The organism is Bradyrhizobium lablabi, from assembly GCF_900141755.1.
Lineage (GTDB): Bacteria > Pseudomonadota > Alphaproteobacteria > Rhizobiales > Xanthobacteraceae > Bradyrhizobium > Bradyrhizobium lablabi_A.
In genome coordinates, this window is the sequence record NZ_LT670844.1 from 1205683 (window position 1) to 1221597 (window position 15915).

Sequence of the window (15915 nt, forward strand, 5' to 3'; positions counted from 1 at the left end):
CATTGCGAGGAGCCCTTGCGACGAAGCAATCCACACTTGCTTTGCCGCGCGATGGATTGCTTCGCTTCGCTCGCAATGACGGCTAATGAAAATCCCGCGAGGGCGGCAGGATGCGTACGTTGCGTGGATGACGGATTTTCTGCGCCGGATTGTGTGGATGGTCGCGGCGGTCGTCGTTGAGCGGCTCGACCAAGGCAGGTCCGGCCGGCACGGGGGGTTTTCGGCTGAGTGCATCATTCGCTAGCCCCACCAGATCGCGGGAACGGTCGAACAGCCGCTGCGCGACCAGATGCGTCACCTGTTCCGGACTGCTCTGGATATAGCCCTCGACCAGAATGAGCCGCGCCCCCATCACCTCCTTGCGGAAGCGTTCCATCACCTTCGGCCACACCACGATATTGGCGATGCCACTTTCGTCCTCCAGTGTCATGAAGACGACGCCCTTGGCGCTGCCCGGACGCTGCCGCACCAGCACCACGCCGGCGCAGCGGACATGTTGCCGGTCGCGGTCATGGCAGACGGCCTGGCAGGGAATGACATCTTCGCGCGAAAACTTCAGTCGCAGAAATTCCATCGGGTGGCCTTTGAGCGACAGCCGGATGGTCTGGTAATCGGCGACCACCTGTTCCGGCAGCGGCATCAGCGGCAACGGCCGCGTATGCTCATCCGGCTGCTCACGCGCGACGGCGATTTCGAACAGCGGCAGCGGCACGTCATCGGGCAGACGCCGCACCGCCCAAAGGGCTGCGCGGCGGTCGAGCCCGATGGAGCGAAACGCATCGGCATCCGCCAGCAGGATCAGCGCGCGCTTGGGCAGGCCGGTGTCGCGGGCGAAATCCTCCAGCGAGGTGAAAGGGCGGCGTTGTCGCGCGGCGACGATGCGTTCGGCCCAATCTTCTACCTCTCCACCGTCATTCCGGGGCGTCGCGGCAGCGACGCCCCGGAATGACGATTGAATTTGTTTCAGCCGCTCCTCGTCCGGATCATTCCATCTAAATCCGTCGATCTGCCGGAAACCGAGTCGCACGGCGTGATATCTGCCGCTTTTCTCCTCCAGCGTATTCTGCGCGTGACTGAACGACACATCGATCTCGCGCACCTCGACGCCGTTCTTGCGGGCATCGCCGACGATCTGCGCCGGAGCATAAAAACCCATCGGTTGCGAATTCAATAGCCCGCAGCAAAACGCATCGGGATGGTAATGCTTCAGCCATGACGAGACATAGACGAGCTGCGCAAAACTCGCAGCGTGGCTTTCCGGAAAGCCGTAGCTGCCGAATCCCTTGATCTGATCAAAACAGCTTTTCGCGAATTCGGGCGTGTAACCGCGCGCGATCATGTTGTTGACCATCTTGTCTTCGAATTTTCCGATGGTGCCGACATTGCGGAACGTCGCCATCGCGCGGCGCAACCCGTTGGCCTCTTCGGAGGTGAATTTCGCGGCTTCGATAGCAATCCGCATCGCCTGCTCCTGGAACAGCGGCACGCCGAGCGTTTTGTGCAAAACTTTATATAGCTCGTCCTTTTCGCCGTGTGTCGGCGACGGCGACGGGTAGCTCACCTTCTCCTGGCCATTGCGGCGGCGAAGATAGGGATGCACCATGTCGCCCTGGATCGGGCCCGGCCGCACGATCGCGACCTCGATGACGAGATCGTAAAACTTTCTCGGTTTTAAGCGCGGCAGCATGTTCATCTGCGCGCGGCTTTCGACCTGGAACACGCCGAGCGATTCACCCCGGCACAGCATGTCGTAGACCGCCTTTTCATCCTGAGGGATCGTGGCGAGCTCGTAGCGTTCGCCCTTGTGATCCGCGATCAGGTCGAAACATTTGCGGATGCAGGTCAGCATGCCCAGCGCCAGCACATCGACCTTCATCATGTTCAAGGCATCGACGTCGTCCTTGTCCCATTCGATGAAAGTGCGATCCTCCATCGCCGCATTGCCGATCGGCACGTAAGTGTCGAGCCGGTCCTGGGTCAGCACATAGCCGCCGACATGCTGCGACAGATGCCGCGGGAATTCGATCAATTCAGACGCAAGCTCGACGGCAAGCTCGACCATCGAATTTTTGGGATCGAACCCGGCCTGCTTGACCTGCATTTCATTGAGCCCCTTGCCCCAGCTTCCCCACACCGTATCGGCCAGCGCCGCGGTGACATCTTCCGTCAGCCCGAGCGCTTTGCCGACATCGCGGATCGCGCTGCGCGGCCGGTAATGAATGACGGTCGCTATGATCGCTGCGCGATGCCGGCCATATCTGCGGTAGACATATTGCATCACCTCTTCGCGCCGCGAATGCTCGAAATCAACGTCGATATCGGGCGGCTCCAGCCGTTCCTTGGAGATAAAACGCTCGAACAAGAGATCGACCTTGGTCGGATCGACGGACGTAACGCCGAGCACATAGCACACGGCTGAATTTGCCGCCGATCCCCGGCCCTGGCAGAGGATTTTTTGCTCTCGCGCATAACGGACGATGTCGTGCACGGTCAGGAAATAGTGCGCGTATTTGAGTTTTCGGATCAGGCGCAATTCCTTGTGCAAGACCTTTTTGGTCTTGGGCGAAATCCGCACCGGAAATCGTTGGTGCGCGCCCTGCCAGGTCAGATCTTCCAAATGACGCTGCGCGGTCTTGCCCGGCGGCACCGGCTCGTCGGGATACTGATATCTGAGCTGATCGAGCGAAAAATCGATGCGCCCGGCAAACAGCATGGTTTCCTTGATCGCCTCCGGCACATCGCGAAACAGCCTCGCCATTTCATCCGCAGATTTGAGATAGCGCTCCGCATTGGCTTCGAGACGCTTGCCGATGGCGTCGATGGTCGTCTTTTCGCGAATGCAGGTGAGGACGTCCTGCAGGGGACGGCGTACGGGATGATGATACAGCACCTCGTTGGTCGCGAGCAGCGGCACGTGGGAGGTTGCGGCGATGGCCTGAAGCCGCGCAAGACGACGCTTGTCGTCACCACGGTACAAAAGGCTTGCCGCAAGCCAAACCCCATCGGCGCGGCTGTGCCGCAACTGATCGAGAACGTGAAGCGCTTTTGTCATCTCGAAGCGATGCGGCAGCATCACGGCGAGCAGCTGCCCTTGCGCAAATTCCAGCAGGTCATCGAACTTCAGATGACATTCGCCCTTCTCGGTATCGTCTCCACGCTTGCCGAGGGTAAGCAATTGACATAGCCGGCCGTAAGCTCCGCGGTCGCTGGGATAGACCAGAATGTCCGGCGTGCCATCCATAAAGACGATGCGCGAACCGATCAGAAGCTTTGGCTTGTATTTAACGTTGGGATTTTCGAGCTCCTTGTAGGCTCGCACCACGCCTGCCAGCGTATTGTGGTCGGCAATGCCGATCACGGGAAGACGCAGATCGCTGGCCTCATGCACGTAATCCTGCGGATGCGATCCGCCGCGCAGGAATGAAAAATTCGTCGTGATTCCGATTTCGGCATAGCGAGGAGTATTCATGCGAACAGCCCATGCACGAACCAGTTGGCAGGAACCGGCTTGCCCTCCTTGTTGACGAGTTCGCTGCCGTAAAGGCCGTCCCGGTAAATCCAGAAGCGCAATCCGGCCTCGTCCTCGACGCGGAAATAATCCCGCGTCAAGGTCGCGCCATCGTGCTTCCACCATTCCATGGCGACGCGTTCAGGGCCCTCCACCCGCACCACCACATGGGTTGCGCGCCGCCACGTAAAATGGTGCGGCGGCCCGTCGGGTACCGTTGCAAACGGCACTTTAATGGGCTCGGGCTTTTCAAACAGTCGCAATGGCCGTAGCGGCGGCTCGCCCTCGGCGCGTGTCGGCCAGACCGCGTGCGCAGCGGCGGCCAGATGATGCTGCGCCGGCGCCGCCAGCACCGCGCGTTCCGGGACGTGCGTATCCTGCGGCAAATGCACGACCACGCGCCGGCCGCCGATGCGCGCGGCGATACGATCGATCAAGGCGGCCAACTCGTCATTATCGTGCACATTGGCATCGAGATCGCGCTGCTGCTGCACCACAATTTCGGTACGGCTTGCGGCGAGGCGGATGAGATCGAAACCAAAGCCGGGATCGAGCGGATCGTTTAAAGCGCCGAGCCGCTCGCGAAACAGGCGGTCGATCATGTCAGCCCTGGTCACGGGCTGTCCGGTGTCGAGTTCGATCGCGCGAACCGCGCCGTCGGTGCGGAAGAAATTCGCCTCCAGCCGCCGCGCGCCCTTGCCTTGCCGCGCCATCGCCGCGACCAGCATCCCGGCGAGAGCGGATAATGTCGCCGATATCACGCCTTCGGTGGCGATCGGTTCGGCAAATCGTTTCTCCACAATGTAATCCGGCAACGGTTTTCGAGGGCTGATCGGGGCATCGCCCTGCCCCAGCGCGTGTTCCAGCAGTGTCGTGAAGCCGACGCCGAACCTTGCGGTAATTTCGTGCCGCTCGCGGGAAGCGACATCGCCGATGGTTTTTAAGCCGGCGCGACGCAGGCCGCGGGTGATGGCATCGTCCGTCCCGAGCGCGGACACCGGCAGCGGCTGGACCGCATCGGCTTCCTCGCCGTCGCCGACGATGCGGCCATGGACATGACGCGTCATCGTGCGCGCGCAGATCGATGTACTCGCGATTCCGGCACTGACGGCAAAACCGTGCCGCGTCAGGGCGCCGCACACCATTCGCATCAGCGCGGCCTCGCCGCCGAACAGATGGGCGCAGCCGGTGATGTCGAGAAACAGGCCGTGCGGGGGATCGAGCGCCACCAATGGGGTGAAGCGGTCGCACCAGTCGGCGAGGTCATTCAGCGTCTTGGCATCAGTCACTTCATCGGCATCGAACACCGTTAATTGCGGACAGATGGCGCGGGCATTGGCGAGCGGCAGGCCAACATCAAGGCCGAAACGCGCGGCCGCGTCGTCCACGGCAAAAATCTGCAGCGCGTTGTTTTGCTTGGCAACGACGACGCAGGGATCGTTGTCAGCCGGCGAAGCGCTCTCGCGCGCGAGCTGGCGTTTGATACGGTCGATGGGCAGGCGCGGCAGCCACAGGCTGAGGATACGCCGCCGGTTGACTGAAAAGGCACTCATCACATTTCCATTCCATGATCCACCGGCCAACAGGGCCATGCCGGTTGCGGACAAGCTGTGCATCGAACAATGGCGCGCCCCACGCCGCAGGCATTAACGACGCCGCAGGCGGCGAATGCGCCGCGCGCACAATCCATCTGGTCTCGGCCGTTGAGGGCTGTGGCTGCGCTGCCAGCCGCAGCAGCAAGGCCGTAACGCCCGATGCCTGGACAGCCAGCGTCAGCTTGCGGCTGGCGACGAGGTCGAACTGGCGCGCTTGGCCCCAGACTTCCAGCACGATAGCGCCCAGCGCATCGCAGGCCAGCGCGTCGGCGGCGGTCCGCAGCGCGGCGTCCACGTCGGCCGCGCGCACCGTCACGATGAGCCGTGGATCGAGACCCAATTCGGCCCATCCGCCCATCGACAATGCGCCCGTTTCAATTTCGGTAAAATCCTGACGTATCCACACCAGCGGCCGCCGTGCCGCTACCCGCCCCGCAAAGCCCGCGACAAAACCCGTCGCCGCGGCGCTCTGCCGTCCTTCGGCGAATATTTCGTGCACCGCAGCCAAGGCGAGGCCGCCCTGCAGCGTCGCGTCGGCGTCGGCATGTCCGAGCGTCACGCGCGCCGGCGCAATGCCGTCGGCATGCGCTTCGATGCGCTCGATGCTGTCGCGCAAGGTCGCAAGCGTGCTCGTGCGTGCGGCGCATGATCCGCCAAAGTGTGAGCGGTTTGGCGACAAGATCATGCGCTTTCTCAATAAAAAGAGAGCGCGATCGGACGCAAAACCGGCTTCCACTTTTGCTGATCGCGCTCTTGCATGCGCCGCTCCTTGAATTTGGGTCGTCGCAGGCTCGATTAAGTGAACCTGCTTCTGGCTCATTTGTTCATGATATGTTCTAATATAAAGCTAACATGGGCTGAAGAGTCAATCGGGATTGTGCTCCCGTGATTCACGAGTGGAATCAATGGGATTCAAGGGCGGAGTAGACAACGCAAGCCGGAAATCCGGTGAGAGGTCGCTAAATACCGCGGAGTATGGCGAATGCATTTCATAACCCTCGACAGCGAGACCGATTTCGAAGGCTGGCGGAAGGCCGCTCGCGGACTGGTGCTGCATCATGTGCCGCCATCCGAGGTGAAATGGTCGGTGCAAGGCAACGCGCCCGAATTGTTCGAGCGATCGGCGACAACATCGCCGCTCGAAGCTCCGCAAGGCCGTTTCAACGTCCCGGCCAAATTCATCCAACTGGCGCAGTCGGCCATCCTGCACCGCGACGGCGAACGCTTTGCGATGCTCTATCGCCTGTTGTGGCGGCTACGGAGCAATGATGAGCTGCTGGGTGTCGCAACCGATCCCGATGTGTCACGCGCGCAGGCGATGGCGAAAGCCGTGCAGCGCGAGCAGCACAGGATGCAAGCCTCCGTTCGCTTTCGCGAAATCGGCCGCGAGCAGAAAGCACACTTCGTTGCCTGGTTCGAGCCGGAGCATCACATCGTCGAAGCCACAGCGCCATTCTTCGCGCGGCGTTTTGCCGATATGCCGTGGTCGATCCTGACCCCTGAAGTCTGTGCGCATTGGGACGGCCATGTCGTCTCTTTCACGCCCGGTATCAGCACGGCCGACGCTCCTTCCGAAGACCGGCTGGAGGAAACCTGGCTGCGTTACCGTGCCAGCATCCTCGATCCGGCCCGGCTGAAGGTAGACGCCGCACCGCGGAACCTGCCGGAGGCGTCGACGATTAAGCCTTATGCCGCGATCGAACCAGAGCAACCGCAGAAACGTCCGGAACCAGCGATGAAACGCAAACAGGCGCTCGCCGACAGTCTGGAGGCCCTGCGCGAAGAGGCCAGCCACTGCCGCGCCTGTCACCTCTGGAAAGACGCCACACAGACCGTGTTCGGCGAAGGCCCGCCGGATGCGCAAATCATGCTGGTCGGCGAGCAGCCTGGCGACAAGGAAGACCTGGCCGGTAAGCCGTTCGTCGGCCCGGCCGGACAGATGCTCGACCGCGCGCTGGAACACGCCGGTATCGACCGCAACAAAACTTACGTCACCAATGCGGTAAAGCATTTCAAATTCGTGCGGCGCGGAAAAATCCGCCTGCACCAGAAGCCGAGTACGGCCGAGATCAAAGCCTGCCGTCCATGGTACGAACGCGAACTGGCCGTGATCAAACCGGACCTCGTGGTAGCGATGGGTGCAACCGCCGCGCAATGCGTGTTCGGAAAAATCACGCCGATCAACAAAAACCGCGGACGCCTGATCGATCTCAATGAGGGTGCCAAGGCGCTGGTGACGGTGCATCCGTCCTATCTATTGCGGCTGCCGGATGAGGAAACCAAGGCGCAGGAATACGAGCGTTTTGTAAGCGATCTGAAAATTGCCGCGGCGTTTTTGAGAAAATCGGCGCGGGCCGCTTAGCGGCTTACCACTCCCGGCAAATCTAATCGTCATGCCCGGGCTTGTCCCGGGCATCCACGTCCTTGGGGTTGCGGCAAGTGGATGGCCGGGACAAGCCCGGCCATGACGATCACACCCAACCGATTACGCCGCCGCGGCGAGGTTCAAGGTAGCTTCCGCAAGCGAGGTCAGGGTCTCGTCGGTCTTCTTCTCCTCCTGCAGCGTCGCATCCAGCAGAGGAACCGCGTCCTTCATGCCGAGTTGCTGCGCCCACTCTTTTAGCGCGCCGTAGCGGGCGATTTCGTAGTGCTCGACCGCTTGCGCCGCCGCGACCATGCCGGCATCGAGCGTCTCGGAACCCTTGAAGTCGTCCATAACCTCCTTGCCCTCCTCCAGGATGCCCTGAATCCCATAGCAGGTCTTGCCGCGCGCCGGCTTGTCGATCAACTCGAAAATCTGTTCCAGACGCTCGACCTGACCCTCGGTCTCGTCATGATGCTTTTCGAACGCCGCGCGCAGCTGGTCGGAGTGGGCGGCCTTCGCCATCTTCGGCAGCGCTTTCAGAATCTGCTTTTCGGCGTAGTAGATGTCCTTCAGTGTATCGAGAAAGAGGTCGTTGAGGTGTTTGTCTTTTGTCTGCATGGCGCACTCCTTGATCAGACGTCGGTGGGTTGATCGGACGTCGGTGAGGTTCGGCATTCCCCTGCGCCTCAACGCCACCTAACAGGCAATGTTCCAAGGATTTCAAAAAGCAAGCCGGCTCGACGCGCCGCCCGGTCCCGACCTTCACCCCCCAGTCGCTTCACTCTCCTGTCACACGCACCAAGCTAAAATCCGCTCATTGGGAAAGTGGGAGATTTTCACATGAGCGATGTTGCCTTACCCGGTTCGATCGAACCCGCATTGCGCAGGGGGCCCGACCTTGATCGCGGCTTTCATCCGTTGACCGGCATCATTTATTTGGGGGTGGTTGGTGCCGCGCTGTTGTTCGTCGCCTATAGCATCTATGCCGACGTCGACGCGACCGGCACCAGGGTAACGAGCTATCTGCCCTTCCTCATGCTCTTTGTCGCGCTCCTGATCGCGCTCGGCTTCGAATTCGTCAATGGCTTTCACGACACGGCGAATGCGGTTGCAACCGTCATCTATACGCGCTCCCTGCCGGCCCATATCGCAGTCGTGTGGTCGGGCATGTTCAACCTGTTCGGCGTCCTGCTGTCGAGCGGCGCGGTCGCCTTCGGCATCGTGTCGCTGTTGCCCGTCGAGTTGATCCTTCAGGTCGGCAGCAGTGCGGGCTTTGCCATGGTATTCGCCCTGTTGATCGCGGCCATCATCTGGAATGTCGGCACCTGGTATTTCGGTCTGCCCGCCTCCAGCTCGCACACCTTGATCGGATCGATCATGGGCGTCGGCATCGCCAATGCGCTGCTGCGCGGCCGCGACGGCACCTCCGGCGTGGACTGGACGCAGGCCACCACTATCGGCAAGGCGCTGCTGCTGTCGCCGCTGTTCGGCTTCGCGCTCGCCGCGGTCCTGCTGTTTGCCCTCAAGACAGTGCTGCAGCACGCAACACCCGCGCTGTTCGCCGAGCCGAAGGGCGACCAGCCGCCGCCGTGGTGGATCCGCGGTATCCTGATCATCACCTGCACGCTCGTCAGCTTCTTTCATGGCTCCAACGACGGGCAAAAGGGCATGGGCCTGATCATGCTCATTCTGATCGGCACAGTGCCTACCGCCTATGCGCTCAACCGCGCTTTGCCCGAGAGCCAGCTGAAGCAGTTCATCGTCAATTCGACGGCCGCGAGCAATGTCATTGAAAAGAAGGGCGCCGGCCATAACGTGATCGGCAATCCGCGGCCGGCGGTGACGAACTACGTCGCGCAACGTCAGATCAACGAGGGCACCTACCCATCATTGGCGGTGCTGGTGCGCGATATCAGCAATCAGGTGACCCAGTACGGATCGCTGGCGAAGTTCCCGGCCGATGCCGTCGGCAACACCCGTAACGACATGTATCTGGTTTCCGAGGCGATCCGGTTCCTGATGAAGGACAAGGAAAGCGAACTCTCCGGCGATGAGGTCGCAATCCTCAACGCTTACAAAGGCTCGCTCGACAGCGCGACCAAATTCATTCCGACCTGGGTGAAGATCGCGGTTGCCATCGCGCTCGGCCTCGGCACCATGATCGGCTGGAAACGCATCGTCGTCACGGTCGGCGAGAAGATCGGCAAGACCCATCTGACCTATGCGCAGGGCGCCTGCGCCGAAATCACCGCGGCTGCGACGATCGCGGCGGCCGACGGATACGGGCTGCCGGTGTCGACCACGCATGTGCTCTCTTCCGGAATCGCCGGCACCATGGCGGCCAGCGGATCGGGGCTGCAATGGTCGACGATCCGCAACATCGCGCTTGCCTGGGTACTGACCTTGCCGGCGGCGATGATCATCTCGGGCACGCTGTATCTGGTGTTCTCCAGAGTGCTGTAGGCGCTGTTCGCCGTCCTCCAAATCAAAAGGCCGCGCCATAAGCGCGGGCTTTTTCCTTTTGCGTCCGTTGCGAAGCCCGTGCCCGGTCTCACGCGGCCAGCGTGTTCTCGACCAGCTTGATCCAGTACGAGGTGCCGTAGAGGATTGCCTCGTCGTTGAAATTATAGGCGGGATGATGCAGGCCGGCGCTGTCGCCGTTGCCGCAGAAGATGAACGCGCCCGGCCGCGCTTCCAGCATGTAGGAGAAATCCTCCGCGCCCATCAGCGGCGGCGTCTCGTGAACGTTGGCCTCGCCGGCCACTTCCTTCGCTACTTGCGTTGCGAGATCGGTCTGCGAGGCATGGTTGACCGTCACCGGATAGCCGCGCTCGTAGGTGAGATCGATCTTGGCGCCCGTGATCTGCGCCACGCCCGCGACCACCTCGCGCACGCGTTTCTCGATCAATTCCCGCACCTCCGGCGTCAGCGTGCGCACCGTGCCCTTGAGCTCGGCGGTTTGCGGGATCACGTTGCGGGCATGGCCGGCATGGAATTCGCACATCGAAATGACGGCGGAGTCCAGCGGATCGACCGTGCGCGCCACGATCGACTGCAGCGCCGTGATCAGCTGCGCGCCGACCAGCACCGAATCGATGCATTTATGCGGACGGGCGGCGTGACCGCCGAGCCCCTCGATCTTGATATCGATCGAGTCGGTCGCGGCCATAATGGGCCCGGAGCGGATCGCGAACGAGCCGATGGGGATGCCCGGGCCATTGTGCATCCCATAGACCTGATCAATCGCAAAACGGTCCATCAGCCCGTCCTTGATCATCGCGGCGGCTCCCGCGCCACCCTCTTCCGCGGGCTGAAAGATCACGACCGCGTCGCCGGCGAAATTCCGCGTCTCCGCCAGATAGCGGGCGGCGCCGAGCAGCATCGCGGTATGGCCGTCATGGCCGCAGGCGTGCATCAGGCCCGGTGTTTTGGAGGCGTAAGGCAGTTCGGTCGCCTCCTCGATCGGCAGCGCGTCCATGTCGGCGCGCAGCCCGATCACTTTGAGGCTGCCCTTGGCGGCAGGCTTGCGGCCCTTGATGACGCCGACGACGCCGGTACGGCCGAGGCCGGTCGCGACCTCGTCACAGCCGAATTCCCGCAACCGGTCCGCCACGAACGCCGCGGTGCGGTGCACATCGTACAGCAACTCCGGGTGTTGGTGGATATCGCGGCGCCAGGCCTGGATATCGGGTTGCAGATCGGCGACGCGGTTGACGATGGGCATGGTTATTCTCGGTCCTTGTTTGGCTACTATTTGACCTGTCTAGCACGCAAGCGGCGATCCGCCCAACTGCCCCTGGCGAGGGTCAGACGCCGGCTGTACAGCGGGCGGCGGCGACGCTATGGCCTTGCTGCTCAAAGGACGGGCTATCCGGTGATGACTTATGAAGCGGCTTGAAGGTGATTTTGACTATATCGTCGTCGGCGCGGGCACCGCCGGCTGCATCGTCGCCAACCGGCTTTCGGCCGACCCCAAAAACCGCGTGCTGATCCTGGAGGCCGGCGGCAACGACAACTGGATCTGGTTTCACATCCCGGTCGGCTATCTCTTCGCGATCGGCAATCCGCGTTCGGACTGGATGTTTCGGACCGAACCCGAAGCCGGCCTCAACGGCCGCTCGCTCGCCTATCCCCGCGGCAAGGTGATCGGCGGCTCTTCCGCCATCAACGCCATGATTTCGATGCGCGGCCAGGCCGCCGATTACGACCATTGGCGCCAGCTCGGCCTTACGGGCTGGGGTTACGACGATGTGCTGCCCGCGTTCCGACGGCTGGAGGATCATTTTCTGGGCGAAAGCGAGCATCACGGCAGCGGCGGCGGCTGGCGGATCGAGGCGCCAAGATTGTCCTGGACCATTCTGGATGCGGTCGGCGACGCGGCGCAAGAAATGGGAATCCGCAAGATCGCGGATTTCAACACCGGCGACAATGAAGGCGTCGGCTATTTCCATGTCAACCAGAAGCGCGGACGCCGCTGGTCGTCGGCGCGGGGTTTTTTGAAGCCCGTGCTGAAGCGGCCCAATCTGCGGCTCGAGAAGAACGTGCTGGTCGATCGCCTGATCGTCGAAGGCGGGCGCGCCGTCGGCGTGCGTTTCATGCAAGGGGCCGACATCGTCGAGGCCCGCGCCAAAGGCGAGGTGATCCTGTGCGCCGGCGCGATCGGATCGATCCAGGTGTTGCATCGCACAGGCATTGGGCCCGCGGACTGGCTCAAGCCGCTCGGCATCGAGAGCGTGCTCGACCGGCAAGGAGTTGGCCGCAACCTGCAGGACCATCTGCAGCAGCGCGCGATCTATAAGGTCGAGGGCGTCCGCACGCTCAACGAGACCTATTATTCGCTTATGGGGCGCGGCCTGATGGGCCTCGATTATGCTTTCCGCCGGCGTGGGCCGCTGACCATGGCGCCGTCGCAGCTCGGCATTTTCACCCGCTCCGATCCGCGCCGCGAGCGCGCCAATATCCAGTTCCATGTCCAGCCGCTGTCGCTCGACAAGTTCGGCGATCCCCTGCACTCTTTTCCCGCGATCACGGTGAGCGCGTGCAATCTCCAGCCGACCTCGCGCGGCACGGTGCGCATTCGCTCGTCGGAGCCAGCGCAGGCTCCTGCGATCGCGCCGAATTACCTTTCGACCGGCGAGGACCGCGAGGTCGCCGCCGACGCCATCCGCACCACGCGGCGGCTGATGAAGCAGCAGGCACTGGCGCGCTATCGCCCGGAAGAATTTCTGCCGGGCCCATCGGTCGGCGACGACGACGCTTCGCTGGCCAAGGCCGCCGGCGATATCGGCACCACGATCTTTCACCCCGTCGGCACCGCGAAGATGGGGACGGAAAGCGACCCGATGGCCGTGGTCGGTGAACGCCTGCGTTTTCACGGCCTCGCCGGACTTCGCGTCGCCGATGCCTCCGTGATGCCGACGATCACGTCCGGGAATACCAACACCCCGACCGCGATGATTGCCGAGAAAGGCGCCGCGATGATCCTGGAAGATTCGCGATAAGATCACGGAAACGTCATCGCTCCTGCGGCCCGCTGGCCCGCCCCGGCGCGGAAAATCCGGGAATAAACCGCCCCCTCGCCCGATCAAGTCCACGGAACCCAATCAGGGGTCCCTATGGAGATTTGGCGATGAGCTTCGATCACAACCATAATGATGAAAACAACCCCGGCGTCAGCCGCCGCCGCGTCCTGGAATGCATGACCTGGGCTGGAACCGGCGTGCTCTGGACCATTTCGGGCGGCGTGCCCCGTTCGCTCGGACTTGTCGGTTCCGCGCAGGCCGCAGAGCCCGCGGGCCTGACCTTCCTGCAGATCAGCGACAGCCATGTCGGCTTCGACAAGCCGGCCAATCCGAACGCGCTCGGCACGCTGGAGGAGGCGATCGCCAAGGTCAAGTCGATCCCAGTCAAACCGTCGTTCATGATTCATACCGGCGACATCAGCCATCTGTCGAAGGCCAACGAGTTCGACGATGCCGACCGCATCATCTCGCAGGCCAAGCTCGACGTGCATTACGTGCCGGGCGAGCACGATTTCCTCGACGAAGAGGTCAAATTCTACAAGGAGCGGTACGGCAAGGGCTCCAAAGGCGCCGGCTGGTACTCCTTCGACGCCAACGGCGTCCACTTCATCGGCCTCGTCAACGTGGTCGACCTCAAGGCCGGCGGCCTCGGCAATCTCGGGGCCGAGCAGCTTGAGTGGCTGGAGGACGACCTCAAGGGGAAATCCAAATCCACCCCCATCGTCGTGTTCGCCCATATCCCGCTGTGGACGGTCTATCCGACCTGGGGCTGGGGCACCGAGGACGGTGGCCGCGCGCTGGATTACCTTAAAGGTTTTGGCTCGGTGACCGTGCTCAACGGCCACATCCACCAGGTGATGCAGAAGGTCGAGGGCAACGTCACCTTCCACACCGCCCGCTCGACCGCGTTCCCGCAGCCGGCGCCGGGCACCGCGCCCTCGCCCGGCCCGATGAAGGTCGCCGACGACAAGCTTCGCGGCTTGCTCGGCGTCGCCAGCATCAACTTCAAGCCAGGCGATAAGAGCCTTGCGATCATCGACACCCCGCTACAGGGCTAAAAGGAAATTCGAAGATGATGTCAGCAACTCTCCGCAGCCTTGGCTTGGCCCTGGCTACGGCCATCGCCCTACACCTCGGCGCCGCCCGCGCCGAGGACGCGGCCAACAACGTGACGATCGACAACTTTACCTTCACGCCGGCGGAGCTGAAGGTGAACGTCGGCGACACCGTGACCTTTACAAACCACGATGACATTCCCCACACCATAGTTTCCGCCGGCAAGTTCCGATCCAAGACACTCGATACCGACAACAGCTTCTCGTTCACTTTCACGGCGGCCGGCGATTACAAGTATTTTTGTTCGCTGCACCCGCACATGACCGGAATGATCAAGGTTGAGTAGCGAGCCAAACCAAGGCATCACAGCGATGCCCGGCCGGTGGATCCAGGCCGGCCGGGCACCACCGCTTTCCATAAAAGCCGGGCAACAGGCGATGCCGCTCAAAGCTGCGAATGACGACCCGGAGAAGGCACGCCGGTTTCGCGAGGCCGCGCTGCCCTATCTCGACGACGCCTACACGCTGGCGCGCTATTTGCTCCGCGACGCCAGCGATGCCGAGGACGCGGTGCAGGAATGCTATCTGCGCGCGTTCAAGCATTTCGACAGTTACCGGGGGCCGGCGATGAAGCCCTGGCTGTTCGCGATTCTGCGCAATGTCTGCCGCGCCGAATTCGCGCGCCGTGCCAGTTCGCCGACCAGCCCGATCGAGGATGCGCCGGAAAGCGCCGAACAAACGCCGCTGTGGCATGAGGCGCAGGAAACGCCGGAAACCCAGATGCTGCGGCGCTGGGATGCCGACACGATAAGGCGGCTCGTGACATCGCTCGCCGAACCCTTCCGGGAGACTTTTGTGCTGCGTGAAATCAACAATCTTTCGTACCGCGAGATCGCCGATGTCGCGGAAGTGCCGGTCGGCACCGTAATGTCGCGCCTGGCGCGCGCCCGCGCCATGCTGCGCTCGGCATGGATGGCGGAAGAGGAGCAACGGAAATGACTTGCGACGAGGCTGAAATTCTTCTTCACGCGCTGATCGACGGCGAGCTCGACGCCGGCCACGCGCGCGAGGTCGAAGACCATATCGCAGGCTGCCCGGCTTGCGCCGCAGCGCTTGCCGACTATCGCGAGATGAGCAAGGCTGTCGCCGGCGCCGATCTGCGCTACACCGCGCCGCCTTTGCTGCGCAAGCGGATCGAGGCCGCATTGCCGCAAGCGCAGGCGCAAATGCCGAACCGGCGCGCGGTGCTGCGGGGCTTTGCGATGGGATCGGCGGTCTCGGCGATCGCGGCCACCGGTCTTGTCGCCATCGTGTTGCGCAACGATGACGCGCAGCGCATCGAATCCGAGGTGGTGTCGGCGCATCTGCGCTCGTTGCAGGCCGGACATCTCACCGACGTGATTTCCACCGACAAGCACACGGTCAAACCGTGGTTCAACGGCAAACTGGACGTGGCGCCGCCGGTCGTCGACCTCACCGCGCAGGGTTTTACCCTGATCGGCGGCCGGCTCGATTATGTCGACGCCCGCCCCATCGGGGCTATCGTCTACCGCCGCCGCGCGCATGTGATCAATCTGTTCGTCGCCCAGACTTCCTCGACCGAACGCCGCCCGGCCAAAATCGAGACCATCCAGGGATTCAACATCCGAAGCTGGGGCGATCGCGGCTTGAACTACTGGGCGGTCAGCGACATCGCCGCCGACGAGCTCGCCGATTTCGGCGACAAGTTCGAGGCCGCGATGAAGAGCAGCGCGACGGGCTGAGAGGCCTTGGAATCGATACGCGGCTGATGACAGGTTGAGCCCACATAGCATCGTCATACCCCGCGCAGGCCGGGTATCCAGTACGCCGCAGCGTCTCGGTTGAATCA

At 62.5% G+C, this 15915-nt stretch carries 12 protein-coding genes; 7 read left to right on the forward strand and 5 right to left on the reverse strand.

Annotated features, from left to right (window positions below; genetic code table 11):
• Window positions 1-82: 82 nt before the first annotated feature.
• The 3 genes from B5526_RS05700 to B5526_RS05710 are packed head-to-tail and all read right to left on the reverse strand — an operon-like array spanning window position 83 to window position 5788.
• Window positions 83-3469 carry an error-prone DNA polymerase gene (locus tag B5526_RS05700; RefSeq protein WP_079537318.1) on the reverse strand — a complete coding sequence of 1129 codons (3387 nt, stop codon included), beginning with the start codon at window positions 3467-3469 and terminating at the stop codon, window positions 83-85.
• The gene (locus B5526_RS05705) at window positions 3466-5061 is read right to left on the reverse strand and encodes a Y-family DNA polymerase (protein ID WP_079537319.1); all 1596 of its coding nucleotides are present in this window, start codon (window positions 5059-5061) and stop codon (window positions 3466-3468) included. The genes B5526_RS05700 and B5526_RS05705 overlap by 4 nt, the downstream gene beginning before the upstream one ends.
• Window positions 4952-5788, reverse strand: a complete 837-nt coding sequence (locus B5526_RS05710; RefSeq protein WP_079544722.1) for an ImuA family protein — start codon at window positions 5786-5788, stop codon at window positions 4952-4954. Before B5526_RS05710 ends, B5526_RS05705 begins: the two co-directional genes overlap by 110 nt.
• 297 nt (window positions 5789-6085) lie before the next feature.
• Here B5526_RS05710 and B5526_RS05715 point away from each other — a divergent pair, with 297 nt between their 5' ends.
• Window positions 6086-7465: a UdgX family uracil-DNA binding protein gene (locus B5526_RS05715; RefSeq protein WP_079537320.1), complete on the forward strand. Its 1380-nt coding sequence runs from the start codon at window positions 6086-6088 to the stop codon at window positions 7463-7465.
• A gap of 123 nt (window positions 7466-7588) precedes the next feature.
• Here the strand turns inward: B5526_RS05715 and B5526_RS05720 are convergent, their stop codons facing one another.
• The gene (locus tag B5526_RS05720) at window positions 7589-8086 is read right to left on the reverse strand and encodes a ferritin-like domain-containing protein (protein ID WP_079544723.1); all 498 of its coding nucleotides are present in this window, start codon (window positions 8084-8086) and stop codon (window positions 7589-7591) included.
• 222 nt (window positions 8087-8308) lie between these two features.
• Here B5526_RS05720 and B5526_RS05725 point away from each other — a divergent pair, with 222 nt between their 5' ends.
• Window positions 8309-9931, forward strand: a complete 1623-nt coding sequence (locus tag B5526_RS05725; protein ID WP_079537321.1) for an inorganic phosphate transporter — start codon at window positions 8309-8311, stop codon at window positions 9929-9931.
• An 88-nt stretch (window positions 9932-10019) separates the two neighbouring features.
• On the opposite strand, the gene B5526_RS05730 is transcribed toward B5526_RS05725, so the two are convergent.
• Window positions 10020-11192: a M20 aminoacylase family protein gene (locus B5526_RS05730; RefSeq protein ID WP_079537322.1), complete on the reverse strand. Its 1173-nt coding sequence runs from the start codon at window positions 11190-11192 to the stop codon at window positions 10020-10022.
• Between the two features lie 160 nt (window positions 11193-11352).
• Here B5526_RS05730 and B5526_RS05735 point away from each other — a divergent pair, with 160 nt between their 5' ends.
• The 5 genes from B5526_RS05735 (at window position 11353) to B5526_RS05755 (ending at window position 15808) form a co-directional block, all read left to right on the forward strand.
• Entirely contained in the window at window positions 11353-12969 is a 1617-nt protein-coding gene (locus B5526_RS05735; protein ID WP_079537323.1) for a GMC family oxidoreductase, read from the forward strand.
• Between the two features lie 128 nt (window positions 12970-13097).
• Window positions 13098-14048 carry a metallophosphoesterase family protein gene (locus B5526_RS05740; RefSeq protein WP_079537324.1) on the forward strand — a complete coding sequence of 317 codons (951 nt, stop codon included), beginning with the start codon at window positions 13098-13100 and terminating at the stop codon, window positions 14046-14048.
• A gap of 14 nt (window positions 14049-14062) precedes the next feature.
• Window positions 14063-14392 carry a cupredoxin domain-containing protein gene (locus B5526_RS05745; RefSeq protein WP_079537325.1) on the forward strand — a complete coding sequence of 110 codons (330 nt, stop codon included), beginning with the start codon at window positions 14063-14065 and terminating at the stop codon, window positions 14390-14392.
• A 91-nt stretch (window positions 14393-14483) separates the two neighbouring features.
• The gene (locus B5526_RS05750) at window positions 14484-15044 is read left to right on the forward strand and encodes a sigma-70 family RNA polymerase sigma factor (protein WP_079537326.1); all 561 of its coding nucleotides are present in this window, start codon (window positions 14484-14486) and stop codon (window positions 15042-15044) included.
• Window positions 15041-15808 carry an anti-sigma factor family protein gene (locus tag B5526_RS05755; RefSeq protein WP_079537327.1) on the forward strand — a complete coding sequence of 256 codons (768 nt, stop codon included), beginning with the start codon at window positions 15041-15043 and terminating at the stop codon, window positions 15806-15808. The genes B5526_RS05750 and B5526_RS05755 overlap by 4 nt, the downstream gene beginning before the upstream one ends.
• Window positions 15809-15915 lie beyond the last annotated feature (107 nt).

Bases quoted from the DNA above. Each gene is read 5' to 3' on its own strand.
- B5526_RS05700 (WP_079537318.1), bottom strand. From the start codon at position 3,469: ATGAATACTCCTCGCTATGCCGAAATCGGAATCACGACGAATTTTTCA.
- B5526_RS05705 (WP_079537319.1), bottom strand. From the start codon at position 5,061: ATGAGTGCCTTTTCAGTCAACCGGCGGCGTATCCTCAGCCTGTGGCTG.
- B5526_RS05710 (WP_079544722.1), bottom strand. From the start codon at position 5,788: ATGATCTTGTCGCCAAACCGCTCACACTTTGGCGGATCATGCGCCGCA.
- B5526_RS05715 (WP_079537320.1), top strand. From the start codon at position 6,086: ATGCATTTCATAACCCTCGACAGCGAGACCGATTTCGAAGGCTGGCGG.
- B5526_RS05720 (WP_079544723.1), bottom strand. From the start codon at position 8,086: ATGCAGACAAAAGACAAACACCTCAACGACCTCTTTCTCGATACACTG.
- B5526_RS05725 (WP_079537321.1), top strand. From the start codon at position 8,309: ATGAGCGATGTTGCCTTACCCGGTTCGATCGAACCCGCATTGCGCAGG.
- B5526_RS05730 (WP_079537322.1), bottom strand. From the start codon at position 11,192: ATGCCCATCGTCAACCGCGTCGCCGATCTGCAACCCGATATCCAGGCC.
- B5526_RS05735 (WP_079537323.1), top strand. From the start codon at position 11,353: ATGAAGCGGCTTGAAGGTGATTTTGACTATATCGTCGTCGGCGCGGGC.
- B5526_RS05740 (WP_079537324.1), top strand. From the start codon at position 13,098: ATGAGCTTCGATCACAACCATAATGATGAAAACAACCCCGGCGTCAGC.
- B5526_RS05745 (WP_079537325.1), top strand. From the start codon at position 14,063: ATGATGTCAGCAACTCTCCGCAGCCTTGGCTTGGCCCTGGCTACGGCC.
- B5526_RS05750 (WP_079537326.1), top strand. From the start codon at position 14,484: ATGCCGCTCAAAGCTGCGAATGACGACCCGGAGAAGGCACGCCGGTTT.
- B5526_RS05755 (WP_079537327.1), top strand. From the start codon at position 15,041: ATGACTTGCGACGAGGCTGAAATTCTTCTTCACGCGCTGATCGACGGC.